The 24,905-nt window shown below is 55.9% G+C and carries 24 protein-coding genes, 1 tRNA gene, 1 rRNA gene and 1 other annotated feature; of the genes, 10 read left to right on the top strand and 16 right to left on the bottom strand.

Going from position 1 to position 24,905, the window contains the following annotated elements; all coding sequences use genetic code 11:
• Positions 1–109: 109 nt before the first annotated feature.
• The 5 genes from LPQ25_RS05990 to rluD all read right to left on the bottom strand — a co-directional run bounded on the left by LPQ25_RS05990 (position 110) and on the right by rluD (position 6,683).
• Positions 110–185 (bottom strand) — tRNA-Glu (locus tag LPQ25_RS05990).
• Positions 186–270: 85 nt separating this feature from the next.
• Positions 271–1,806: ribosomal RNA gene (locus LPQ25_RS05985) — 16S ribosomal RNA — on the bottom strand.
• Positions 1,807–2,271: 465 nt separating this feature from the next.
• Positions 2,272–4,845: an ATP-dependent chaperone ClpB gene (gene clpB / locus LPQ25_RS05980; protein ID WP_004890358.1), complete on the bottom strand. Its 2,574-nt coding sequence runs from the start codon at positions 4,843–4,845 to the stop codon at positions 2,272–2,274.
• Between the two features lie 129 nt (positions 4,846–4,974).
• Positions 4,975–5,706: a purine nucleoside phosphorylase YfiH gene (yfiH, locus tag LPQ25_RS05975; protein ID WP_004212956.1), complete on the bottom strand. Its 732-nt coding sequence runs from the start codon at positions 5,704–5,706 to the stop codon at positions 4,975–4,977.
• Entirely contained in the window at positions 5,703–6,683 is a 981-nt protein-coding gene (gene rluD / locus LPQ25_RS05970; RefSeq protein WP_002914110.1) for a 23S rRNA pseudouridine(1911/1915/1917) synthase RluD, read from the bottom strand. Before rluD ends, yfiH begins: the two co-directional genes overlap by 4 nt.
• Positions 6,684–6,814: 131 nt before the next feature.
• Here rluD and bamD point away from each other — a divergent pair, with 131 nt between their 5' ends.
• From bamD to pheA, 4 genes are all read left to right on the top strand, one after another.
• Positions 6,815–7,552 carry an outer membrane protein assembly factor BamD gene (gene bamD / locus LPQ25_RS05965; RefSeq protein WP_004145664.1) on the top strand — a complete coding sequence of 246 codons (738 nt, stop codon included), beginning with the start codon at positions 6,815–6,817 and terminating at the stop codon, positions 7,550–7,552.
• A 270-nt stretch (positions 7,553–7,822) separates the two neighbouring features.
• Entirely contained in the window at positions 7,823–8,158 is a 336-nt protein-coding gene (gene raiA / locus LPQ25_RS05960; protein WP_002914111.1) for a ribosome-associated translation inhibitor RaiA, read from the top strand.
• Between the two features lie 105 nt (positions 8,159–8,263).
• Positions 8,264–8,388: a sequence feature (Phe leader region), on the top strand.
• The gene (gene pheL, locus LPQ25_RS05955; protein WP_100250063.1) at positions 8,265–8,312 is read left to right on the top strand and encodes a pheA operon leader peptide PheL; all 48 of its coding nucleotides are present in this window, start codon (positions 8,265–8,267) and stop codon (positions 8,310–8,312) included. (Overlaps the previous feature by 48 nt.)
• 24 nt (positions 8,389–8,412) lie before the next feature.
• Positions 8,413–9,573: a bifunctional chorismate mutase/prephenate dehydratase gene (gene pheA / locus LPQ25_RS05950; protein WP_014907100.1), complete on the top strand. Its 1,161-nt coding sequence runs from the start codon at positions 8,413–8,415 to the stop codon at positions 9,571–9,573.
• Here the strand turns inward: pheA and LPQ25_RS05945 are convergent.
• The 3 genes from LPQ25_RS05945 to aroF all read right to left on the bottom strand — a co-directional run bounded on the left by LPQ25_RS05945 (position 9,570) and on the right by aroF (position 12,707).
• Positions 9,570–10,442 carry an SMP-30/gluconolactonase/LRE family protein gene (locus LPQ25_RS05945; protein WP_004174805.1) on the bottom strand — a complete coding sequence of 291 codons (873 nt, stop codon included), beginning with the start codon at positions 10,440–10,442 and terminating at the stop codon, positions 9,570–9,572. The two genes, pheA and LPQ25_RS05945, sit on opposite strands and share 4 nt — an antisense overlap.
• Before the next feature lie 63 nt (positions 10,443–10,505).
• The gene (gene tyrA / locus LPQ25_RS05940) at positions 10,506–11,627 is read right to left on the bottom strand and encodes a bifunctional chorismate mutase/prephenate dehydrogenase (RefSeq protein ID WP_014907099.1); all 1,122 of its coding nucleotides are present in this window, start codon (positions 11,625–11,627) and stop codon (positions 10,506–10,508) included.
• Positions 11,628–11,636: 9 nt separating this feature from the next.
• Positions 11,637–12,707 carry a 3-deoxy-7-phosphoheptulonate synthase AroF gene (gene aroF / locus LPQ25_RS05935; protein ID WP_002914114.1) on the bottom strand — a complete coding sequence of 357 codons (1,071 nt, stop codon included), beginning with the start codon at positions 12,705–12,707 and terminating at the stop codon, positions 11,637–11,639.
• 342 nt (positions 12,708–13,049) lie between these two features.
• Between aroF and LPQ25_RS05930 the strand changes: the two genes are divergently transcribed.
• The 3 genes from LPQ25_RS05930 to LPQ25_RS05920 are packed head-to-tail and all read left to right on the top strand — an operon-like array spanning position 13,050 to position 15,271.
• Positions 13,050–13,559, top strand: a complete 510-nt coding sequence (locus LPQ25_RS05930) for a regulatory sequestration protein YfiR (protein ID WP_014907098.1) — start codon at positions 13,050–13,052, stop codon at positions 13,557–13,559.
• Positions 13,552–14,775 carry a diguanylate cyclase DgcN/YfiN gene (gene dgcN / locus LPQ25_RS05925; protein WP_002914116.1) on the top strand — a complete coding sequence of 408 codons (1,224 nt, stop codon included), beginning with the start codon at positions 13,552–13,554 and terminating at the stop codon, positions 14,773–14,775. Before LPQ25_RS05930 ends, dgcN begins: the two co-directional genes overlap by 8 nt.
• A 13-nt stretch (positions 14,776–14,788) precedes the next feature.
• The gene (locus LPQ25_RS05920) at positions 14,789–15,271 is read left to right on the top strand and encodes an OmpA family protein (protein WP_004145671.1); all 483 of its coding nucleotides are present in this window, start codon (positions 14,789–14,791) and stop codon (positions 15,269–15,271) included.
• A gap of 8 nt (positions 15,272–15,279) precedes the next feature.
• On the opposite strand, the gene LPQ25_RS05915 is transcribed toward LPQ25_RS05920, so the two are convergent.
• From LPQ25_RS05915 to ffh, 7 genes are all read right to left on the bottom strand, one after another.
• On the bottom strand, positions 15,280–16,650 hold the full coding sequence (locus LPQ25_RS05915) for a PepSY-associated TM helix domain-containing protein (RefSeq protein WP_014907096.1): 1,371 nt from the start codon (positions 16,648–16,650) through the stop codon (positions 15,280–15,282).
• Between the two features lie 56 nt (positions 16,651–16,706).
• Positions 16,707–17,165 (bottom strand): DUF2946 domain-containing protein, encoded by a 459-nt coding sequence (locus tag LPQ25_RS05910; protein WP_014907095.1) that lies wholly within the window; start codon positions 17,163–17,165, stop codon positions 16,707–16,709.
• A gap of 120 nt (positions 17,166–17,285) precedes the next feature.
• Complete coding sequence (gene rplS, locus LPQ25_RS05905; protein WP_002914145.1) at positions 17,286–17,633, bottom strand: 50S ribosomal protein L19; 348 nt, start codon at positions 17,631–17,633, stop codon at positions 17,286–17,288.
• 39 nt (positions 17,634–17,672) lie between these two features.
• Positions 17,673–18,440 carry a tRNA (guanosine(37)-N1)-methyltransferase TrmD gene (trmD, locus tag LPQ25_RS05900; protein ID WP_002914147.1) on the bottom strand — a complete coding sequence of 256 codons (768 nt, stop codon included), beginning with the start codon at positions 18,438–18,440 and terminating at the stop codon, positions 17,673–17,675.
• Positions 18,441–18,471: 31 nt separating this feature from the next.
• Positions 18,472–19,020, bottom strand: coding sequence for a ribosome maturation factor RimM (gene rimM, locus LPQ25_RS05895; RefSeq protein WP_004150977.1), 549 nt, complete (start codon positions 19,018–19,020; stop codon positions 18,472–18,474).
• An 18-nt stretch (positions 19,021–19,038) separates the two neighbouring features.
• A complete protein-coding gene (gene rpsP / locus LPQ25_RS05890; RefSeq protein WP_002914149.1) occupies positions 19,039–19,287 on the bottom strand; it encodes a 30S ribosomal protein S16 in 249 nt (82 codons plus the stop codon).
• A gap of 259 nt (positions 19,288–19,546) precedes the next feature.
• Positions 19,547–20,911, bottom strand: a complete 1,365-nt coding sequence (ffh, locus tag LPQ25_RS05885; RefSeq protein WP_002914152.1) for a signal recognition particle protein — start codon at positions 20,909–20,911, stop codon at positions 19,547–19,549.
• A gap of 163 nt (positions 20,912–21,074) precedes the next feature.
• Here ffh and LPQ25_RS05880 point away from each other — a divergent pair, with 163 nt between their 5' ends.
• Positions 21,075–21,866 (top strand): cytochrome C assembly family protein, encoded by a 792-nt coding sequence (locus LPQ25_RS05880; RefSeq protein WP_002914153.1) that lies wholly within the window; start codon positions 21,075–21,077, stop codon positions 21,864–21,866.
• Between the two features lie 19 nt (positions 21,867–21,885).
• Positions 21,886–23,172: an HlyC/CorC family transporter gene (locus LPQ25_RS05875; protein WP_004149392.1), complete on the top strand. Its 1,287-nt coding sequence runs from the start codon at positions 21,886–21,888 to the stop codon at positions 23,170–23,172.
• 119 nt (positions 23,173–23,291) lie between these two features.
• Here the strand turns inward: LPQ25_RS05875 and grpE are convergent, their stop codons facing one another.
• Positions 23,292–23,882 (bottom strand): nucleotide exchange factor GrpE, encoded by a 591-nt coding sequence (gene grpE / locus LPQ25_RS05870; protein ID WP_002914155.1) that lies wholly within the window; start codon positions 23,880–23,882, stop codon positions 23,292–23,294.
• A 124-nt stretch (positions 23,883–24,006) separates the two neighbouring features.
• Here grpE and nadK point away from each other — a divergent pair, with 124 nt between their 5' ends.
• On the top strand, positions 24,007–24,885 hold the full coding sequence (nadK, locus tag LPQ25_RS05865) for an NAD(+) kinase (RefSeq protein ID WP_234599502.1): 879 nt from the start codon (positions 24,007–24,009) through the stop codon (positions 24,883–24,885).
• Positions 24,886–24,905 lie beyond the last annotated feature (20 nt).

Genomic DNA, 24,905 nt, shown 5'->3' with positions numbered 1-24,905 from the left:
TTCAATTTTCAGCTTGATCCAGATTTTTAAAGAGCAAATATCTCAAACGTCACCCGAAGATGAGTTTTGAGATATATCGGCACGCGTCTTTCACTCACGAACCAGCAAGTGGCGTCCCCTAGGGGATTCGAACCCCTGTTACCGCCGTGAAAGGGCGGTGTCCTGGGCCTCTAGACGAAGGGGACACTGAAGTCTCAATCGCAAGACGCCTTGCTTCTCTACTTTCATCAGACAATCTGTGTGGACACTACAAAGGCAGGTTCTTTAAGGTAAGGAGGTGATCCAACCGCAGGTTCCCCTACGGTTACCTTGTTACGACTTCACCCCAGTCATGAATCACAAAGTGGTAAGCGCCCTCCCGAAGGTTAAGCTACCTACTTCTTTTGCAACCCACTCCCATGGTGTGACGGGCGGTGTGTACAAGGCCGGGAACGTATTCACCGTAGCATTCTGATCTACGATTACTAGCGATTCCGACTTCATGGAGTCGAGTTGCAGACTCCAATCCGGACTACGACATACTTTATGAGGTCCGCTTGCTCTCGCGAGGTCGCTTCTCTTTGTATATGCCATTGTAGCACGTGTGTAGCCCTGGTCGTAAGGGCCATGATGACTTGACGTCATCCCCACCTTCCTCCAGTTTATCACTGGCAGTCTCCTTTGAGTTCCCGGCCGAACCGCTGGCAACAAAGGATAAGGGTTGCGCTCGTTGCGGGACTTAACCCAACATTTCACAACACGAGCTGACGACAGCCATGCAGCACCTGTCTCACAGTTCCCGAAGGCACCAATCCATCTCTGGAAAGTTCTGTGGATGTCAAGACCAGGTAAGGTTCTTCGCGTTGCATCGAATTAAACCACATGCTCCACCGCTTGTGCGGGCCCCGTCAATTCATTTGAGTTTTAACCTTGCGGCCGTACTCCCCAGGCGGTCGATTTAACGCGTTAGCTCCGGAAGCCACGCCTCAAGGGCACAACCTCCAAATCGACATCGTTTACGGCGTGGACTACCAGGGTATCTAATCCTGTTTGCTCCCCACGCTTTCGCACCTGAGCGTCAGTCTTTGTCCAGGGGCCGCCTTCGCCACCGGTATTCCTCCAGATCTCTACGCATTTCACCGCTACACCTGGAATTCTACCCCCTCTACAAGACTCTAGCCTGCCAGTTTCGAATGCAGTTCCCAGGTTAAGCCCGGGGATTTCACATCCGACTTGACAGACCGCCTGCGTGCGCTTTACGCCCAGTAATTCCGATTAACGCTTGCACCCTCCGTATTACCGCGGCTGCTGGCACGGAGTTAGCCGGTGCTTCTTCTGCGGGTAACGTCAATCGACAAGGTTATTAACCTTATCGCCTTCCTCCCCGCTGAAAGTGCTTTACAACCCGAAGGCCTTCTTCACACACGCGGCATGGCTGCATCAGGCTTGCGCCCATTGTGCAATATTCCCCACTGCTGCCTCCCGTAGGAGTCTGGACCGTGTCTCAGTTCCAGTGTGGCTGGTCATCCTCTCAGACCAGCTAGGGATCGTCGCCTAGGTGAGCCGTTACCCCACCTACTAGCTAATCCCATCTGGGCACATCTGATGGCATGAGGCCCGAAGGTCCCCCACTTTGGTCTTGCGACGTTATGCGGTATTAGCTACCGTTTCCAGTAGTTATCCCCCTCCATCAGGCAGTTTCCCAGACATTACTCACCCGTCCGCCGCTCGTCACCCGAGAGCAAGCTCTCTGTGCTACCGCTCGACTTGCATGTGTTAGGCCTGCCGCCAGCGTTCAATCTGAGCCATGATCAAACTCTTCAATTTAAGTTTGATGCTCAAAGAATTAAACTTCGTAATGAATTACGTGTTCACTCTTGAGACTTGGTATTCATTTTTCGTCCGAGGACGTTAAGAATCCATGTCACTTTGAGTGCCCACACAGATTGTCTGATAAATTGTTAAAGAGCAGTTGCGACGCGCTTTAGCGCTCTGTCGCGAGGTCCCGTATAATACGTTTTCCTCATTCAGAGTCAAGCGCTTATTTTGCTTTTCTCTGTCGGCTTTCAACGTCGATTTCCGTCGCTGATTCCTCCTGGCCCGGCGGCTTGTTTGCCGTTGTTCCGTGTCAGTGGAGGCGCATTATAGGGGGTAATTCTGAAGTGACAAGGATAAATTCAAAAAAAGAATTCAACCGCTCACTTTTCAACCAAATCAGGTATTGAGTTTTAATTCTTGCCTGGTTTTTAAACAAAAACGAGCCCGCTGGGCTCGTTTTTGTCGTTTTGTGATTTACTGCACTGCCACAATGCGGTCGTCTTTTACTACCAGCTCGATGGTTTTACCCGGAACCAGCTCACCGGAAAGGATCTGCTGGGCTAACGGGTTCTCAATCTGCTGCTGAATAGCACGTTTCAATGGCCGCGCGCCGTATACCGGATCGTAACCGTTGGCGCTCAGCAGCTTCAGCGCCTCATCGGACATCTGCACTTCATATCCGCGCTCTTCCAGACGTTTATACAGACGCTGCAGCTGGATCTGGGCAATAGAGGCAATATGTTTCTCGCCCAGCGGATGGAAGACCACCACTTCGTCGATACGGTTGATGAACTCCGGACGGAAGTTCTGGCTGACTACCCCCAGCACCAGGTCCTTCATATGTCCGTAGTCCAGCTCGCCGAACCGTTCCTGAATCAGATCGGAACCGAGGTTCGAGGTCATGATGACTACCGTATTACGGAAGTCGACCGTTCTCCCCTGCCCGTCGGTGAGACGCCCGTCGTCGAGTACCTGCAGCAGAATGTTGAACACATCCGGGTGCGCTTTTTCCACTTCATCCAGCAGGATGACGGAATAAGGACGACGGCGCACCGCCTCGGTCAGGTAACCGCCCTCTTCATAGCCGACGTATCCCGGAGGCGCACCGACCAGACGCGAGACGGAGTGTTTCTCCATAAACTCGGACATATCGATACGCACCATTGCGTCGTCGCTGTCGAACATAAAGTTAGCCAGCGTTTTACACAGCTCGGTTTTACCGACCCCGGTTGGACCGAGGAACAGGAACGAACCAATCGGCCGGTTCGGATCGGACAGCCCGGCGCGGCTGCGGCGAATGGCGTTGGATACCGCTTCAACCGCCTCATCCTGGCCAATCACCCGATGATGCAGCTCCTGCTCCATACGCAGCAGTTTGTCGCGCTCGCTTTCCATCATGCGGGAGACCGGGATACCGGTCCAGCGGGCCAGCACTTCGGCGATTTCAGCATCCGTCACTTTATTACGCAGCAGACGCATGGTTTTCCCTTCGGCCTGCGTGGCCGCCGCCAGCTGTTTCTCCAGTTCCGGAATTTTGCCGTACTGCAGCTCGGACATCCGCGCCAGATCGCCGACGCGGCGCGCCTGTTCGATGGCGATTTTCGCCTGCTCCAGCTCAGCTTTGATGGTCTGGGTGCCGGAGAGCGACGCTTTTTCCGCTTTCCACTCTTCTTCCAGCACCGAGTACTGCCGTTCTTTATCCGCCAGCTCCTCGTTGAGCATATCGAGACGCTTCAGGCTCGCCTCATCAGACTCTTTCTTCAGCGCCTGCTGTTCCAGTTTCAGCTGGATAATACGCCGATCGAGACGGTCCAGCTCTTCCGGTTTGGAGTCAATCTGCATACGGATGCTGGATGCCGCCTCATCGATGAGGTCGATGGCTTTATCCGGCAGCTGACGGTCGGCAATATAGCGATGCGATAAGGTCGCCGCCGCCACGATAGCCGGGTCAGTGATCTGCACGTGGTGGTGCAGCTCATAACGTTCTTTCAGACCGCGCAGAATCGCGATGGTATCTTCTACCGAAGGCTCGGCAACGAACACTTTCTGGAAGCGACGTTCCAGCGCGGCGTCTTTTTCGATGTACTGACGGTATTCATCAAGCGTCGTCGCCCCGACGCAGTGCAGTTCACCACGCGCCAGCGCCGGCTTCAGCATGTTACCCGCATCCATCGCGCCGTCGGCTTTACCAGCGCCAACCATGGTATGCAGTTCGTCGATAAATAGAATGACGTTGCCTTCCTGTTTGGACAGGTCGGTCAGCACGCCTTTCAGACGCTCTTCAAACTCACCGCGGTATTTCGCCCCGGCCACCAGCGCCCCCATATCCAGCGCCAATACCCGACGGCCTTTCAGCCCTTCTGGTACTTCGCCGTTGACGATACGCTGCGCCAGGCCTTCGACGATTGCCGTTTTACCCACCCCGGGTTCACCGATCAGCACCGGGTTGTTTTTGGTACGACGCTGCAGTACCTGAATGGTACGGCGAATCTCTTCATCACGGCCGATCACCGGATCCAGCTTGCCCTGCTCGGCACGCTCGGTGAGATCGACGGTAAATTTCTTCAATGCCTGACGTTGGTCTTCGGCACCCTGATCGTTCACGCTTTCCCCTCCGCGCATTTGTTCAATCGCCTGAGTCACGTTGGCGGTTGTTGCTCCGGCGGATTTTAAAAGGTCGGTCAGCGTACCGCGTGATTCAAGCGCCGCCAGAACGAACAGTTCCGACGAAATAAAGTTGTCCTTTTTCTTTTGCGCCAGCTTGTCGCAAAGGTTCAGGATCCGCACTAAATCCTGAGAAGGTTGTACATCGCCGCCGGTGCCTTCCACCTGCGGTAAACGGCTCAAGGCCTGTTCGATGTCAGTGCGTAGTTTCCCGGCATTCACGCCCGCCGAGGTTAATAAAGGACGTACCGATCCCCCTTCCTGATTCAGCAAGGCGCTCATTAAATGAAGAGGTTCGATGAATTGGTTGTCGTGCCCGAGTGCGAGTGACTGGGCATCGGCAAGAGCAAGCTGGAATTTATTGGTAAGACGATCCAGACGCATAACTCCTCCCATAAACAGGTCAAATTTGCTACTGGAGATTAAATGAGGTCATCCCTCAATTATTCAAGGTTAAAGACCTGAACTATGCGAAAAATAAGTTTGCCTTCTGGATCGTCTTGATTCTCTAGGTTATATCAGCCAAATGAAACTTGCCATACGACCGGTGGTCTTGTCGCGCCGGTAAGAGAAAAAATCATCCTTTTCGCTTAGCGTGCAGCGATCGCCGCCGAAAATCTGCTCAACGCCGACGTTTGCCAGACGCTGCCGCGCCAGTTGGTAGATATCAGCAAAATATTTTTCGCCTGCCGGACGAAAGGCCCGGTGCGCATTCTCGTCCTTCGCCATAAAGGCATCCCGGACTTCCGGTCCCACCTCAAACGCCTGCGGACCGATGGCGGGCCCCAGCCACGCCATAATATTTTCGGCTTTATCGGCGAAACGAGCAACCGTCGCTTCCAGAACCCCTTCGCATAAGCCGCGCCATCCCGCGTGCGCCGCGGCGACTTCGGTGCCGTCGCGGTTACAGAACAGCACCGGCAGGCAGTCAGCGGTCATCACCGCGCAGACGGTCCCTGGCGTACGACTATAAGAGGCATCCGCGCGTTTCGACGGATAGGGTCCGCCGTCCAGCGTCAGAACCTCGGTGCCATGGACCTGCTCCAGCCAAACCGGGTAAGACGGCAAGCCGCCGGCGGCAAACATCCGCCGCCGGTTTTCTTCGACATCCTGCAGATTGTCGCCGCAATGGGCGCCCAGGTTGAGCGAGTCATAGGGCGGCAGACTCACGCCGCCGATGCGGGTAGAACTACAGGCCGCCACGCTGCCGGGCATTGGCCACTGCGGTACAATCAGTTTCGTCATAACCAGTCAATATCGTCCTTATGGGCTTCAAAATCGGCGCGCATCGCCTCGATGAGCTCGACCATATCCTGCGGGATGGGCGCGTGCCACTCCATTTCAATGCCGGAGATCGGGTGATACAGGCGCAGCATGGTGGCATGCAGCGCCTGGCGGTCGAATTTACGCAGCGCGGTGATGAACTCCTCCGACGCGCCCTTCGGCGGACGCGGCCGGCCGCCATAGACCTGGTCACCCACCAGCGGATGGGTGATATGCGACATATGCACGCGGATCTGATGTGTACGACCGGTTTCCAGACGCAGACGCAGGCGGGTATGGATGCGGAAATGTTCCATAATGCGGTAGTGGGTCACCGCCGGTTTGCCCATCGGATGCACCGCCATATGGGTACGCTTGGTCGGGTGACGGCTGATCGGCTCTTCCACTGTGCCACCGGCGGTCATATGACCGATCGCCACCGCTTCGTATTCACGGGTGATCTCGCGCAGCTGCAGCGACTCCACCAGCCGGGTTTGCGCCGGAATGGTTTTCGCCACCACCATCAGACCGGTGGTGTCTTTATCCAGACGATGAACAATACCCGCGCGCGGCACATCGGCGATAGGCGGATAGTAGTGCAGCAGCGCATTCAGCACAGTACCGTCAGGGTTGCCCGCGCCAGGATGTACAACCAGATCGCGCGGTTTATTGATCACGATGATGTCATCATCTTCGTAAACGATATTGAGCGGAATATCCTGCGGCTGGAAGCGCGCCTCTTCTTCGATTTCCACATCGATAGCGATGCGTTCTCCCCCCAGCACTTTTTCTTTCGGTTTATCGCCAATGGTGCCATTGACTAATACGCGTTGGTCGAGGATCCATTCTTTTATCCGCGATCGCGAATAATCAGGGAACAATTCGGCCAAAGCCTGATCTAAGCGTTGACCGAGTTGATTTTCGGTCACCGTTGCGGTGAGTTGTACTCGTTGTGCCATATACAGCTTCTTCGTTTAACGTTGGGTTTTACGGCTTTGCCGTTTAATATAGTGTGCTATTGTAGCTGGTCTTAATCGGGAGCAGGAACAGAGATTCTCCCGCATAAACATTTTGAGGAAGTCAAAACGTCATGACGCGCATGAAATACCTGGTGGCAGCCGCCACACTGAGCCTGGCTTTGGTGGGTTGCTCCGGCTCTAAGGAAGAGGTGCCTGATAATCCGCCGAATGAAATCTACGCGACCGCCCAGCAAAAACTGCAGGACGGTAACTGGAAACAGGCGATAACGCAACTGGAAGCGTTGGATAATCGTTATCCATTCGGCCCTTATTCCCAACAGGTACAGCTGGATCTGATTTATGCGTATTATAAAAACGCCGATCTTCCTCTGGCTCAGGCGGCTATCGATCGCTTCATGCGTTTGAACCCCACCCATCCGAACATCGACTATGTCATCTATATGCGCGGCCTGACCAACATGGCCTTGGATGACAGCGCCCTGCAGGGCTTCTTCGGCGTTGATCGCTCCGACCGCGATCCGCAGCACGCGCGCGATGCCTTCAATGACTTCTCCAAACTGGTGCGAGGTTATCCGAACAGCCAGTACGCCACTGACGCCTATAAACGCATGGTGTTCCTGAAAGATCGTCTGGCCAAATATGAGCTGTCGGTCGTGGATTACTACACCGATCGTGGCGCATGGGTTGCCGTGGTTAACCGTGTGGAAGGGATGATGCGTAATTATCCGGATACCCAGGCCACCCGCGATGCCCTGCCGAAGATGGAAAACGCCTATCGTCAGATGCAAATGAACGCTCAGGCGGATAAAGTCGCGAAGATTATCGCCGCGAACAGCAAGAACACCTGAGCCTGACTCATCGATCGCAAACGGCAGCCACTGGCTGCCGTTTTTTTATACGTTTCCCGACGAGCTGAAGCGGTTTAGCGCCGGGTTAACTCATCAAATATGGCCTGCTTTATCGGGTTCGACAAGTAAAATCTCACTTCTTCCTGCCCTGTCTCACAAAATGAATTTGTTGACAAAAAGTGACAATAAAATGTGATTTAGATCACACATTTTGACATTGGGAAAGGTATGCTGGATTCACCAAGACGGGAAAGACAAGAGGTAAAATTTATGACAATGAACATTACCAGTAAACAAATGGAAATTACTCCGGCAATCCGCCAGCATGTCGCAGACCGTCTCGCCAAACTGGATAAGTGGCAAACTCATTTAATCAACCCGCACATCATTCTGTCTAAGGAGCCGCAGGGTTTTATCGCTGATGCAACCATCAACACGCCAAACGGCCATCTGGTTGCCAGTGCGCGTCATGAAGATATGTACGCCGCCATTAACGAATTGATCAACAAGCTGGAACGGCAGCTCAATAAAGTGCAACACAAAGGGGAAGCCCGCCGCGCCGCGACGTCGGTGAAAGAGGCAGGCTTTGTGGAAGAAGAAGAGTAATCCTTAACTTAAGTTGTGTCATGCCACGCGCCTTCGGGCGCGTTTTTTATTGACAGAGTGAAAACAGTACAGGTACTGTAATCCCCACTACCTAAAGGAATTTACCATGAAACTTGTCCCGTTCTTCTTCGCATTCTTTTTTACCTTCCCCTGACCGGGAGGCAATTCGTCGTATAAGAAAGAATGCGAAGACGAACAATAAGGCCTCCCACCCGGGAGGCCTTTTTTATTTGATAACAACAAAGGCAACATCTATGACCGAGGAAAACCCATTACTGGCGCTGCGCGATAAGATAAGCGCCCTGGACGAGAAGCTGCTTGCTCTGCTGGCGGAGCGCCGCGGACTGGCTGTTGAGGTTGGAAAAGCCAAACTGGCCTCCCATCGTCCGGTGCGTGATATTGACCGCGAACGCGATCTGCTGGAGCGCCTGATGACTATCGGCAAGCGCCATAATCTGGATGCGCACTATATCACCCGCCTGTTCCAGCTGATTATCGAAGACTCTGTTCTTACCCAGCAAACCCTGCTGCAGCAGCATCTGAATAAAATTAACCCGCATTCGGCCCGCGTGGCGTTCCTCGGTCCCAAGGGCTCTTACTCGCATCTGGCGGCGCGTCAGTACGCCGCTCGCCACTTTGAGCAGTTTATTGAGAGCGGCTGCGCGAAGTTCGCCGATATTTTTAATCAGGTAGAAACCGGCCAGGCCGATTACGCGGTGGTGCCGATTGAAAACACCAGCTCCGGCGGGATCAACGACGTCTACGATCTGCTGCAGCACACCAGCCTGTCGATCGTTGGCGAGCTGACGATCCCTATCGATCATTGCGTACTGGTGAGCACCTCGACGGATGCCGATAAAATTCAGACCGTTTACAGCCATCCGCAGCCGTTCCAGCAGTGCAGCCAGTACCTGAGCCGCTACCCGCACTGGAAGATTGAGTATACCGAGAGCACCTCGGCGGCAATGGAAAAAGTGGCGCAGGCGAACTCCCCGGTCGTCGCGGCCCTGGGTAGCGAAGCGGGCGGCGCTCTGTATGGTCTGCAGGTGCTGGAGCACTGCCAGGCCAACCAGACGCAGAACATCACGCGCTTCCTCGTCCTGGCGCGCAAAGCGGTGAACGTCTCCGATCAGGTGCCGGCCAAGACCACGCTGTTAATGGCGACCGGTCAGCAGGCGGGCGCCCTGGTGGAAGCCCTGCTGGTGCTGCGCAACCACAATCTGATCATGACCAAACTGGAATCCCGCCCGATCCACGGCAATCCCTGGGAAGAGATGTTTTATCTCGATATTCAGGCCAACCTGGATTCGCTGCCCATGCGCAAGGCGCTGAAGGAGCTGGCGGATATCACCCGCTCCATGAAGGTCCTCGGCTGCTACCCTAGCGAAAACGTGGTCCCGGTGGATCCGGTTTAACATTCGCGGAACGGTAATTTCTTCATCCCTGCCACCGCTACCGGCAGGGTGAAGATGGCGCCTGACAGCGGATACTGCGCCAGCTCATCGTCCTCCATGTTTTCCCGGGTGGTGGTGATATAGAGCGTTTTCATATCCGCCCCGCCGAAGCAGACCATCGTCGGGCAACGTACCGGCATCGGGTAGGATTCCAGCTCCTCGCCCTGCGGCGAGAAACGGGCGATCCGCCAGCCGTCGAACATTGCGCTCCAGTAACATCCCTCCACGTCGATCGCCGCCCCGTCAGGGATCCCTTCGCCAGGCTGAAAACGGCGAAAGACTTCGCGTCGGCCAGGCTCACCCTGCTCATCCAGCGGCGTACGGTAGATCACGGCGTTCGGCGTATCAGAGGTATACATCCAGCGCCGGTCGGCGCTAAAGGCCAGGCCATTGGCGCCATGGATGTCACACTGGATCACTTTCGGCTGCAGGTCGTTATCCACTCGCATCAGCAGCGCGCCGTTGTAATCCCCAGGCCCCCAGAAGGTACCGGCATAAAAGCGCCCATCGCGATCGGTCCCGCCGTCGTTAAACCGCGCCAGCTCCGGGTTGCTCGGGTTATCGCAGACTTTCCGCCGCAGCAGGCCGTGGGCGTCGGTCAGCCAGATGCCGCTGCGCAATGCAACGATAAACCCGCCCTTCTCGCGCAGGGCAAAACAGCCGACCTCCTCTGGAAACTGCAGCACCTGGTGTTCTCCGCTGCGGATATCGTAGCGGTGAATTTCACATTCCATGATATCAGCCCAGTAGAGGGCCTGTTCTGCCTCGCTCCAGGTCGGGCATTCCGGCAGGTATCCGGTGTAGTCAAACAGCGGTTGTGGTTCAGCCATCGTTGTCATCCCTATAAAAAAAGCCAGCGGGTCGCTGGCTTTATTGTATACATCTTTTTCGCTTTACTGCCGATTATCGTTCGCCTGACGCAGCAGCGTGCGGCTCTCGCTCTGGAAACGCTGAGCGTAATCGCCAAACCAGTGTTCGACTTTACGGAAGCTGTCGATAAACGCCTGCTTATCGCCCTGCTCCAGCAGGCCGATCGCTTCTCCGAAACGCTGGTAGTAGCGCTTAATCAGCGCCAGGTTGTTTTCCGATGACATAATAATATCGGCGTACAGCTGCGGATCCTGGGCAAACAGACGGCCTACCATCGCCAGCTCCAGTCGGTAAATGGGCGACGAGAGCGCCAGCAGTTGCTCAAGACGTACATTCTCTTCCGCCAGGTGCAGGCCATAGGCGAAGGTGGCAAAGTGGCGCAGCGCCTGAATAAAGGCCATGTTCTGATCGTGCTCAACGGCGCTGATGCGGTGCAGCCGCGCGCCCCAGACCTGAATTTGTTCGAGGAACCACTGATAGGCCTCCGGCTGGCGGCCATCACAATAGACCACCACCTGCTTCGCCAGGCTGCCGCTGTCCGGACCGAACATCGGGTGCAGGCCAAGAACCGGGCCCTGATGCGCCGCCAGCATCGCCTGCAGCGGCTCCGCTTTCACCGAGGCAAGGTCAACCAGAATGCAATCCGCCGGAAGGGGCGGCAGCCTGGCGATCGTCTCCACGGTGGTGTGAATCGGTACGCTGACGATAACCATGCCGGCATCGGCGACGATATCCGCCGCCCGGGCCCAATCCTCTTTTTCCAGAATACGCACCTGGTAGCCGGACAGCGTTAACATCTTCTCAAACAGACGGCCCATCTGCCCACCGCCGCCGACGATGACCACCGGCCGCAGATTCGGCTGCAGGGTTTTGAAGCCTTTGTCGTTTTCGCTGGAATAGGATTCCCGCATCACGCGACGCAGAACGTCCTCGATCAGATCCGGTGGTACGCCGAGCGCAGCCGCCTCTTCACGTCGGGAGGCGAGCATCGCCGACTCGCGCTCCGGGACGTAAATCGGCAGGCCATACTGGCTCTTCACCTCGCCGACTTCGGCCACCAGCTCCAGACGCTTAGCCAGCAGGCTAAGCAACGCTTTATCCACTTCATCAATTTGATCGCGTAACGCGGTCAGTTCAGCAACCATACTTTCCTCTTAAACCAAACGGGCCGCCAAGTGGCCGCGGAGATCCTTATCCAGTTCACGCAGCAGCGCCTCGGTAGTCTCCCAGCTGATGCAGGCATCCGTCACCGAGACGCCGTATTTCATCGCCTCACGCGGCTGTTCAGAGGACTGATTGCCTTCGTGGATATTACTTTCGATCATCAGGCCGATAATGGAGCGGTTGCCATCTTTGATCTGCGCGACCACGGATTCAGCCACGGCCGGCTGGCGGCGGAAATCTTTATTGGAGTTCCCATGACTGCAATCTACCATCAGCGACGGCTTCAGTCCCGCCTGCGCCATCTCTTTTTCGCATTTCGCCACATCTTCCGGACCGTAGTTCGGCGCCTTGCCGCCGCGGAGGATCACATGGCCGTTCGGATTACCCTGCGTTTGCAGCAGGCAGACCTGCCCGGCCTGGTTGATGCCGACGAAACGGTGCGGCATCGCCGCGGCGCGCATGGCGTTGATAGCCGTGGCCAGGCTACCGTCGGTACCGTTTTTAAAGCCGACCGGCATCGACAGGCCAGAGGCCATTTCGCGGTGCGTTTGTGATTCCGTGGTACGCGCGCCGATAGCGGACCAGCTGAACAGATCCCCGAGGTACTGCGGGCTGTTGGGATCCAGCGCTTCCGTCGCCAGCGGCAGTCCCATATTGACTAGCTCGACCAGCAGACGACGCGCAATCTTCAGGCCGCCTTCAACATCAAACGAACCATCCATGTGCGGATCGTTAATCAGCCCCTTCCAGCCGACGGTGGTACGGGGTTTTTCAAAATAGACGCGCATCACCAGGTAGAGGCTATCGCTGACCTCTGCGGCAAGGGCTTTAAACCGACGAGCATATTCAATCGCAGCTTCCGGATCGTGAATGGAGCAAGGACCACATACCACCAGCAGGCGCGGATCGCGACCGGCGATGATATCCGAAATGGTCTGACGGGCGTGCGCGATCTGCGCTTCCTGCTCGACGCTCAGCGGGAATTCCGCCTTCAGTTGCTCCGGGGTCATTAATACATGTTCGTCGGTAATATGTACGTTGTTCAGCGCGTCTTTTTGCATGATTGCGATCCTGTGTAGCTCGTTTGCGATAAGGGTTGCCTCAGAGGGCATGACGTAACGATACCACACAAAGTAAAGAATTCAATCCATATTCCGTAAATTTTAATTTACACCAACGAATTAATTGCCACTCACAATGGCGCGATGCGTATAACAATATTTACACATAGGAAAAACAAGCCAAACTTGCGCACCCACGGTATCGGTACTACGAAAAATCCTGGTGAGAATTGTCCCAAAGCAAAGGGCGCATCTAATGACGGGTTTTATTAACAGTGGTATTCTTCGCCGGGCATCGGCAGCGGCTTTTCCCGCGCTATGGCGACTTTGACGGAAGCGTTAATGACAGTATTACACCGTCTTTTATTGACTGTATTTTTTCTCATCGCGGTATCTCCTGTTTTTGCTGCCGGACCTTCAGAACATGTTCGCGCTATTGTTTCCGGGATCGTGACCTACACCCGTTGGCCGTCATTAACAGGAGCGCCAAAGCTGTGCATTTTTGCCTCATCACGCTTCACCCATAGCCTGGCTCATGAAGATCCGGATGCATTACCCTATCAACCGGTGGTAGTACGTAATCGTGAAGAAGCGTTAAAAACGACCTGCGATGGTTTTTATTTTGGCAGCGAATCGCCGACTGAACAGTCAGAACTCACTCGCCGCTATGGCCCGAGGCCGCTGTTACTCATCGCAGAACAAAATACGGATTGTTCAATTGGTAGCGCGTTTTGCCTGATCATCAATGACGACCGGGTCCGCTTCTCCGTTAATCTGGACGTTCTGACGCACAGCGGGGTTCGGGTTAACCCGGACGTCCTGATGCTTGCCCGGAAGAAACCACATGAATAAGGACTTTTCACAGACTCCGCGCCCGACTTTCAAACGCGCGCTCCGTCGCATTAGCGTGATAAGCGTGGTGATCTCCATGACGCTGGTCTGGCTGCTGCTGAGTACAGCCTCAATCTTCACGCTCAAGCAGTACGCGCAGAAAAATCTTGAGCTCACTGCCGCGACCATGGGGCGCAGCCTCGAAGCCGCCCTGGTGTTTGGCGACAGCGCGGCGGCAGAGGAGACCCTCGCGTCGTTGGGCAAGCAAGGGCAGATCTCCCAGGCAATCGTGCTAAACGGCCAGATGCAGCACTTCGCCGCGTGGCGCCATGAACCGCTGGCCAATAAAGAGCAAGTGAGCGGGCTTATCAGTAAATGGCTGTTTCCGGAGCCCACGGTGCAGCCCATCTGGCACCAGGGCAAACAAATCGGCGAGCTGAGATTGACCGCGCTTGATGAACTGATTAGCCACTTTCTCGGTATCTCGATTCTGGTGCTGACCGGCAGCATTCTGCTCGCCTCGTTCATCGCCCTGCTGCTGACCCACTCCCTACACCGGGGGATCGTCGCCGCCCTGCAGAGCATCACTGAGGTCGTGCATGATATACGTGAAAACCGCCACTTCTCCCGGCGGGTGCCGGAGGAGCGTATCGAGGAGTTCCATCTTTTCGCCCAGGACTTTAACAGCCTGCTGGGGGAAATGGAGGACTGGCAGCGCCAGCTGCAGGCCAAAAACGCGCAGCTGTTGCGCAGTTCGTTACACGATCCGTTGACCGGCCTGGCTAACCGCGCCGCCTTTCGTAACGCGCTCGCCGAGCTGATGCAGAATGAAGTCGATCATCAAACCTCGGCATTGCTGTTTCTTGATGGCGATAATTTCAAACTGATTAACGACAACTGGGGGCATGCGGCGGGCGATAAAGTGCTGATGGAGGTCGCCAGCCGCCTGATGACTTTTGCCGGTAAACGCCATCTGGCGTGGCGTCTTGGCGGCGATGAGTTTGCCGTTCTGCTGCGCGAGGTGCGCTCGGAAGCAGAAGTGCAGGCCCTGTGCCAGGCGCTAACGGAACAATTTCTTCCGCCATTCAACCTGCACAACGGTCATAGCGCCACGCTCTCGCTGAGCGTCGGTTATGCCCTGGCGTGGGAGCACGCCACCGCGGAATCACTGCAAGAACTTGCCGATCAGAATATGTATCGGATGAAAAACCAACGTATCCAGCAGACGCTGAAATAATAAAGGACTCATTATGATCAGAAAATATTTCGTCCCCGCCCTGATGGCGGCGGCGCTTTTGACAGGTTGCCAGGCTCCTCAGGGAAAATTTACCCCCGAGCAGGTGGCGGCGATGAAATCTTACGGCTTTACTGAAAGCAATGGCGATTGGTCCCTGGGCTTATCCGATAGCATCCTGTTTGACAAGAATGACTACCGACTACGTCCCGACAGCCGCCAGCAGATCACCACGATGGCCTCGCGGCTGGCGGCTACCGGGATCACCCATAGCCGCCTTGAAGGCCATACCGATAATTATGGTGAAGATAGCTACAATGAAGCCCTGTCGCTTAAGCGGGCCAACAGCGTGGCCGATGCCTGGGCGGAAGGCGCTCATGTCCCACGCAGTAATTTAGTCACCCGCGGCCTTGGCAAAAAATACCCGATCGCCAGCAACGACACGGCGGCCGGGCGCGCCGAAAACCGCCGGGTAACGGTGGTCATCAGCACGCCGTAAGTCTTCACTTAGTCGCTGGACTTCATCATCCTCATTGCCGTTGCCGCGCGCCAGCGCAGGTAGTCAACGGCAATGAACAGCAGCAGGCTGGCTCCCATTAACGGCATGGCCAATCCAAGGGCAAACGCCAGCCCAAGCACCAGGCTTCGGGCAGGCCGGGCGAGCGACAGCCACGCCTGCAGCAGCGAATGCGCCGGATCCCAGGCCGCCTGAGGCGGACGGCGGATCCACCATAACCGGTACCCCACCCCGATGGTAACGCACAGCGCGCAGCCAAATCCCACCAGCAGCAGCTGATTCGCCAGACCAAAGAGGATCCCCATATGGAAATCGACGCCCCAGCGGGTGAGCTTCGCCATCAGCGGAAAGTCGGCAAAACGCGTGCGATCCACCACCTGCATCGTGGCGCCATCGATCGCCACCGCGTCCACCTGCGTCGGCCAGCGACGGTCGATCTCATTCACCGTCCAGGCGCGGTCGTCTGACACTGGCGGACGGATCTCCAGCCGGCTGGCGTTCAGCCCCGCCTGACGGGCCGCCGCCAGCGCCTGGTCAAACTGGGCCAACTGCAGCGCCGGCTGATGCTGGGCCATGGCCATCGCATCCATATGATGTCCGGCATGGGGATCGTGCGTCATCGGCATCTCGCCATGCAGCTGGGTATTGACCTGCGGCGTCAGCCAGCCGAACGCTGCCCGCATTTTGTCCACATTGCCGCCGGCCCATTGCGACCAGGTCAGGCCGGTGGCGGAGAAGAGCAGCATACCCACCAGTAAGCCCCAGCCCAGCGTCACGTGCAGCCGACGATGGTTCTGCAGGGCGTTATTCAGCCGCCGTTTTGGACGCGTCATCGCCCACAGGGCAATGCCTCCGAGCGCGGCCACCCACATCCAGGAGGCGGCCAGTTCGCTGTATAACCTCCCGCTGTCGCCCAGCAGCAGAGAGCGATGCGCATAATCAATCCACTGGCGCAGCGGCAGGATGCCGCTGGTGCCGTAGACCGTCATATCGCCCTTCACCCGCAGCGCGATCGGATCGACAAAAATAGCCCGGGATTCCGACTCTCCGAGCCCCGGATCGGCAAACAGAATGCGCGTGGTCTCGCCCAACGCAGGCGCCGGACGCACCGCCAGCAGCCGCAGATTGCCCTGGGTCGCTTCTTCGGCCACCGCAATCTGGGCGCTGAGCGGCTGCGGAGTCCCCTCGGCAAGGCCATGCAGCGCGTCGTAATAGAGCCAGTTTTCCAGCTGCGGCGTCGCCACGTACAACGTACCGGTCAGGGCAGCGACAAAGATAAACGGTCCGATAAACAGACCAATATAGAAATGGAGGCGACGCAGCAGGTTCAGCCATGCCGCGCGCGAGGTGCAGGTTGTCATACTTTTCCTTTTTTAAAGCAAAAGAGGTCGTTGCGCGGTGCGCAGATTGATTTTTATTAAAGGGAAAAAGCAGACAGCCGCGGCGGGGCGCGGGTTTCGGGGTAGAGCCAGGGAAAGTAGTGCCAGTGCTTTAATACCGGGCGAGAAACCGGCAGGCGAATGCGCCGCAGGAGCATGGCGACGAACAGCGCCAGCGCGAAAAGGAGCCCCGGGACATGGGCTAACAGCACGCAATAGCCACACGCTTCGGCATGGTCCAGCGGCATTTCGTGTCCGGTATGCGTAGCGCCGTCTGTGCTGTGCATCATCGCCATCTTGTGCCCGGGCATCTGCGCCATGTTCGCGGACGAGCTATCCATCATCATGGCGTGGTGCATGCCGGGCATGGCGCTCATGGGGTCTTTTTGCAGGGAGACGGAGATTAGCGGGGCCACCACGATCAGCAGGATCGCCAACAGCGCCAGCCAGGCGGCTCGCCGTTGCAATGCTGATTGTGAGAAAATAGTGCCGTTCACCGCCCCTCCGAAATCCGGGCGATATTGTAATTGATTTACATCAAAATAGTTAAAATTTAGATAAAAAAAGGGCCAGCCATCTGGCCAGCCCTTTCTATCAGGATGTCGCGAAAGCGAATCTTAGTTAAGACGCTCTTTGATACGAGCAGACTTACCAGTGCGCTCACGCAGGTAGTACAGTTTAGCTTTACGTACAGCACCACGACGTTTAACAGCAATGCTGTCAACTACCGGAGAGTGAGTCTGGAAGACACGCTCAACGCCTTCGCCGTTGGAAATTTTGCGAACAGTGAATGCAGAGTGCAGACCGCGGTTACGAATAGCGATAACCACGCCCTCGAATGCCTGCAGACGTTTTTTGGAACCTTCAACAACCCATACTTTCACTTCCACGGTATCACCCGGACGGAAGGAAGGTACGTCCTGCTTCATCTGTTCTTGTTCAAGTTGCTTAATAATGTTGCTCATAATTTAATCTCTTATCCTGGGTAAACTGATATTGGGGGCTCACGCCTGCCCATCATGTTTATGCTGCTGTTGCGCGTGTTCAGTTTTGAACTCCGCCAGCAGCTTTGCTTGCTCTTCAGTCAGAGCCAGGTTTTCCAGAAGTTCAGGTCTTCTAAGCCAGGTGCGGCCCAGCGACTGCTTCAGACGCCAGCGACGTATCTCAGCATGGTTTCCCGACAGCAATACTGGCGGTACTTCCATCTCCTCTAACACTTCAGGACGGGTATAGTGGGGGCAATCCAGCAACCCATCAGCAAAGGAATCTTCCGTTGCCGATGCTTCATGGCCCAGTACTCCCGGAATGAACCGGGAAACGGAGTCAATCAGCGTCATTGCCGGTAACTCACCACCGCTGAGAACGTAATCGCCGATTGACCATTCTTCGTCAATTTCGGTTTGGATTACGCGCTCGTCTATCCCTTCGTAGCGACCGCACACCAGAATCAGTTTCTGATTCGTTGCCAGTTCGCTGACGCCCGCTTGATCAAGCTTGCGTCCCTGAGGTGACAGATAAATCACCTTCGCGCCTTCACCTGCCGCGGCTTTTGCTGCATGAATGGCATCCCGTAAGGGTTGCACCATCATTAGCATCCCCGGTCCGCCGCCGTAAGGACGATCGTCCACGGTACGGTGCCGGTCATGCGTGAAGTCGCGAGGACTCCAGCTTTCGATGCTCAGCAGGCCATTTTTTACTGCCCGGCCAGTTACCCCGTAATCGGTAATTGCGCGGAACATTTCAGGAAACAGGCTAATTATGCCAATCCACATAGCGCCGTCTTTTACCGTTTATCCGGAGAATTTAAAAACCAGGATCCCAATCTACTTCGATAGTACGCGTAGTGAGATCGACTTTCTTGATAACCTGCCCATCGAGGAACGGAACCAACCGCTCCTTGATACCAAATGCATCTTTCAGGTTTGCCTTGATGACGAGCACGTCATTCGACCCGGTTTCCATCATATCGATGACTTTACCGAGGCTATAGCCTTCCGTCGTAACTACCTGGCAGCCCATCAGGTCTTTCCAGTAGTAGTCACCCTCTTCCAGCTCCGGCAACTGCGATGAATCCACGATAATTTCGCAATTAGTCAGTAGATTCGCGGCATCACGATCGTCAACGCCTTTCAGCTTGATGATGATGTCCTGATTGTGGTGGCGCCAGCTTTCCAGCTCAACGACCTGCCACTGACCCGCCTTCTGGATTAACCAGGGCTGATAGTCAAAAATGCTTTCGGCGTCTTCGGTGGAGGAAAACACTCTGAGCCAACCACGGATACCGTAGGAAGAACCCATTTTCCCCAATACGATCGGATCAACAGGTGCTTGCGCGGTGTGTTGCTTGCTCATCATGACCACCGTGACAGATTAAGCTGCTTTGTTAGCGGCTTTGATCAGCGCGGCAACGCGATCGGAAACAGTAGCGCCCTGGCCAACCCAGTGAGCGATACGATCCAGATCCAGGCGAGTTTCTTCTTCCGCACCGTTAGCGATCGGGTTGAAGAAACCAACGCGCTCGATGAAGCGACCGTTGCGTGCATTACGGCTGTCGGTGACAACAACCTGGTAGAACGGACGCTTTTTAGCGCCGTGACGTGCTAAACGAATAGTTACCATAACATCCTCTTGTGTGAATAAAACAACCGGGCCCCATCGAGGAACGGAGCCCGGTGTCATATTAAAAGCCCGAAAATTTTACTGATTTCTGGGGAAAATGCAATCAGCAGTTGATAAGTCTGCTGTAAAAGGCCGTCGGCGGTGCAGCCAGTTTAGTACCAGCGTGTGCGCAACCACTGTAACGTACAGGTAGTACGTGAGGATGGCGAGCACACCCCGGCGCTAAAATGGCAAACAAGATAGCCTTATGCCCTTGTTTTTAACGACCCGGGAAGCCTGGCGGCATCATCCCTTTCATCCCGCGCATCATCTTCATCATGCCGCCTTTCGACTTCATCTTCTTCATCATGCGCTGCATGTCGTCGAACTGCTTGAGCAGACGGTTCACATCCTGCACCTGCATGCCGCAGCCGGCGGCGATACGGCGCTTACGCGAACCTTTGATGATTTCCGGCTTAGCGCGCTCTTTCAGGGTCATCGAGTTGATGATCGCTTCCATACGCACCAGCACTTTGTCGTCCATCTGCGCTTTCACGTTGTCCGGGATCTGCCCCATGCCCGGCAGCTTGCCCATCAGGCTGGCCATGCCGCCCATGTTTTTCATCTGGCGCAGCTGCTCAAGGAAGTCGGTGAGGTCGAAACCGTCGCCTTTCTTCAGCTTGGAGGCCAGCTTCTCGGCCTGCGCGCGGTCAACCTTGCTCTCGATATCTTCGATCAGCGACAGCACGTCGCCCATGCCGAGGATACGGGAAGCGACGCGGTCCGGATGGAACGGCTCCAGAGCTTCGGTTTTCTCGCCGACGCCGAGGAATTTAATCGGCTTGCCGGTAATATGGCGAATCGACAGCGCCGCGCCGCCGCGGGCGTCGCCGTCCACTTTGGTCAGCACCACGCCGGTCAGCGGCAGCGCTTCGTTAAAGGCCTTCGCGGTATTCGCCGCATCCTGACCGGTCATCGCATCAACGACGAACAGGGTTTCAACCGGGTTAATGGCGGCGTGGACGTGCTTGATTTCGTCCATCATCGCTTCGTCAACGTGCAGACGACCGGCGGTATCCACCAGCAGCACGTCGTAGAATTTGAGTTTCGCTTCTTTCAGCGCCGCGTTGACGATATCAACCGGCTTCTGCCCGACGTCAGACGGGAAGAAATCGACGCCGACCTGCTCGGCCAGGGTTTCCAGCTGTTTGATCGCCGCCGGGCGGTAAACGTCCGCGGAAACGACCAGCACTTTCTTCTTGTGCTTCTCGCGCAGGAATTTCCCCAGCTTACCGACGCTGGTGGTTTTACCAGCACCTTGCAGGCCCGCCATCAGCACCACGGCCGGCGGCTGCGCCGCCAGGTCGAGCGTCTGGTTCTCTTCGCCCATCGCCGCCACCAGCTCGTTGCGGACGATTTTGACGAACTCCTGACCCGGCGTCAGGCTTTTATTGACTTCATGGCCTACCGCGCTCTCTTTGACGCGGCTGATGAAATCACGGACCACCGGAAGCGCAACGTCCGCTTCCAGCAGCGCCATGCGCACTTCGCGCAGGGTGTCTTTAATATTGTCTTCTGTAAGGCGTCCGCGGCCGCTAATGTTGCGCAGCGTACGCGACAAACGATCGGTTAAATTATCAAACATTGTCTCTCGCCTGAGGTGGAAACGGTCGGTCGCCGCAGCGACACACAAAACGAATGTGGCGGAGTATAACACGACATCAATCTGAATGTGCTGCAACGGTTGGAGCAGAGGCCTGCTAACGTTATACTGCTTCTCTTTCTTATTTAGCCAACAGCCGACACCTATGCCTGTTTTTGCTCTACTCGCCCTTGTCGCCTACTCCGTCAGCCTCGCGCTGATTATCCCCGGCTTGCTGCAAAAAAACAGCAGCTGGCGGCGAATGGCGATTTTATCTGCAACTATCGCCTTGATCTGCCATGCTTTTGCGCTGGAAGCACGGATATTCCCCGGCGGCGAGAGCGGGCAAAATCTCAGCTTACTGAACGTCGGGTCGCTGGTCAGCCTGATGATCTGTACGGTGATGACTATCGTGGCCTCGCGCAATCGCGGCTGGCTGCTGCTGCCTATCGTCTATGCCTTCGCGCTGATCAACCTGGCCTTCGCCACATTCGTGCCTAACGAATATATCACCCACCTGGAAACCACCCCGGGGATGCTGGTGCATATCGGCCTGTCGCTCTTCTCGTACGCCACGCTGATCATTGCCGCGCTGTATGCGTTGCAGCTGGCGTGGATCGACTACCAGCTCAAGAATAAAAAGCTGGCCTTCAGCAGCGAAATGCCGCCGCTGATGAGCATTGAGCGCAAAATGTTCCACATCACCCAGGTCGGCGTGGTGCTGCTGACCCTGACGCTGTGCAGCGGCCTGTTCTACATGCACAATCTGTTCAGCAGCGAAAATATCGATAAAGCGGTGCTGTCGATTATTGCGTGGTTCGTCTATATCGTCCTGCTGTGGGGGCACTATCATGAAGGGTGGCGCGGACGTCGTGTGGTCTGGTTCAGCGTCGCTGGCGCCGGTCTGCTGACGCTGGCCTATTTTGGTAGCCGCGTGCTGCAGCAGTTCGTGAGCTAAGTCTTTTAAGGAATCCTACGTGGAACATATCTCCACCACCACGCTGATCATAACGCTGATCGTCATGGTGATTATCTCTGCCTATTTCTCCGGTTCCGAAACCGGCATGATGACGCTGAACCGCTACCGGTTGCGCCACATGGCGAAACAAGGCAACCGCCCCGCCAAGCGCGTGGAGAAGCTGCTGCGCAAGCCGGACCGCCTGATTAGCCTCGTGCTGATCGGCAATAACCTTGTCAACATTCTCGCCTCGGCGCTGGGCACCATCGTCGGCATGCGCCTGTACGGCGACGCCGGCGTCGCGATCGCCACCGGCGTACTTACCTTTGTGGTGCTGGTATTTGCCGAAGTGCTGCCGAAGACCATCGCCGCCCTCTATCCGGAAAAGGTTGCCTACCCCAGCAGCTTCCTGTTGGCGCCCCTGCAGGTGCTGATGATGCCGCTGGTGTGGCTGCTGAATACCATCACCCGCATACTGATGCGCATGATGGGCATCCGCACCGATACCGTCATCAGCAGCGCCCTGAGCAAAGATGAACTGCGCACGATTGTGAATGAATCCCGTTCACAAATCTCACGACGTAATCAGGATATGCTGCTGTCGGTGCTGGACCTGGAGAAGGTCAGCGTTAACGACATCATGGTGCCGCGCAATGAGATTGTCGGCATCGACATCAATGATGACTGGAAATCTATCGTCCGCCAGCTGACCCACTCCCCGCATGGCCGCATCGTGCTCTACCGCGATTCGCTGGACGATGCCATCAGCATGCTGCGCGTTCGCGAAGCCTACCGTCTGATGACGGAGAAGAAAGAGTTCACAAAAGAGATCATGCTGCGGGCGGCAGATGAGATCTACTTTGTGCCGGAAGGCACGCCGCTCAGCACCCAGCTGGTGAAATTTCAGCGCAATAAAAAGAAAGTCGGTCTGGTGGTCGATGAATACGGCGATATTCAGGGGCTTGTCACCGTCGAAGATATTCTTGAAGAGATTGTCGGCGACTTCACCACCTCCATGTCACCCACCCTGGCGGAGGAAGTGACCCCGCTTAACGACGGCACGGTGATTATCGACGGCAGCGCCAACGTTCGCGAAATCAACAAAGCGTTTAACTGGCACCTGCCGGAAGATGAAGCGCGCACCGTCAACGGTATTATCCTCGAAGCGCTGGAAGAGATCCCGGTCCCGGGCACCCGCGTGCGCATTGAGCAGTACGATATAGATATCCTCGACGTGCAGGACAACATGATCAAACAGGTGAAAGTGATGCCGGTGAAATCATTACGCGAGAGCGTCGCGGAGTAGCGCGAGCGAAGGAATTAATATCACGGTGGGCTGCGGCCCGCCGTTTTTTTATCTCGCGCCAGCAGCGATGACACAAAAAACGGCCGCCCGCAGGCAGCCGTTGAGCAAGGCAGCAAGCGTTATTTCGCTTTCGCTACCGTCACCATCGCGGCGCGAATAGTACGGCCGTTCAGGGTATAACCTTTCTGCATCACGGACAGCACGTTGCCCGCCGCCACATCTTCAGACTCGACCATCGCAATGGCCTGGTGGACGTTCGGATCCAGCGGAACGTTGGTGTCGGCGATCACTTCCACGCCGAACTTACGCACTACGTCCAGCATAGATTTCAGGGTCAGTTCGATCCCCTCCACCATCGGCGCCAGCTCCGGGTTAGCCTTGTCAGCCACTTCCAGCGCGCGGTCCAGGCTGTCGATTACCGGCAGCAGTTCATTGACGAATTTTTCCAGCGCGAATTTGTGCGCTTTCTCGATATCCTGCTCGGTACGACGACGCAGGTTATCTTCGTCGGCTTTGGCACGCAGCATCACTTCACGTTCACGTTTCTGCGCTTCAGCCAGCTGGGCTTCCAGATTCGCAATTTTTTCATCGCGCGGATCCACCTGCTCAGCCGAAACTTCAGGCTCTACCGCCTCAACGTCGTCGTGCTGCTCCGTGATAATTTCTTCCGGGGCTTGCCCCTCAGGCGTTTTCTGTTCTTTACTACTCATGAATTTCTCCGCGTTTTTTTCGCATTCATCTCGCTAACTTCGCTTATTATGGGGATCAGTTTCCGGGTTTCAAGGGAAGCGGACAGATTGTCACTATTTCATTTAACGCAAGGACATCCAGATCATGAAGAACCATTTCAAGTGTATCGGCATTGTGGGACATCCTCGTCACCCCACCGCCCTGACCACACATGAAATGCTCTGGCGCTGGCTGTACAGCAAAGGGTATGAAGTGCTGGTTGAACAGCAGATCGCCCATGAACTTCAGCTCAGCAACGTGAAAACCGGCACGCTGGCGGAGATTGGCCAACAGGCCGATCTCGCGGTGGTGGTGGGCGGCGACGGCAATATGCTCGGCGCGGCGCGGACCCTGGCCCGTTACGACATTAACGTCATCGGCATTAACCGCGGCAACCTCGGCTTTCTCACCGACCTTGACCCGGACAACGCCCTGCAGCAGCTCGCCGACGTGCTGGAAGGCCACTACATCGCCGAGAAACGCTTTCTGCTGGAGGCCCAGGTGTGTCAGCAGGATTGCCAGAAACGTATCAGCACCGCCATCAACGAAGTGGTGCTGCACCCCGGCAAAGTGGCGCATATGATTGAGTTCGAAGTCTATATCGACGAAGTCTTTGCGTTCTCTCAGCGATCCGATGGCCTGATTATCTCCACTCCTACCGGCTCCACCGCCTATTCGCTGTCGGCCGGCGGCCCAATCCTTACGCCGTCGCTGGACGCCATCACCCTGGTGCCGATGTTCCCGCACACCCTTTCAGCGCGACCGCTGGTGATCAACGGCGACAGCACCATCCGCCTGCGCTTCTCTCACCGCTGCAGCGATCTGGAGATCAGCTGCGACAGCCAGATTGCCCTGCCGATCCAGGATGGCGAAGATGTCCTTATTCGCCGCTGTGATTATCACCTCAATCTGATTCACCCTAAAGATTACAGCTATTTCAATACATTAAGCACCAAGCTCGGCTGGTCGAAAAAATTGTTCTGATTTTCACGGCTGCCTCTTTA

It is taken from the genome of Klebsiella sp. KPN54798, from assembly GCF_021184225.1.
Lineage (GTDB): Bacteria > Pseudomonadota > Gammaproteobacteria > Enterobacterales > Enterobacteriaceae > Klebsiella > Klebsiella pneumoniae.
This window is presented reverse-complemented; position numbering and strand designations above follow the sequence as displayed.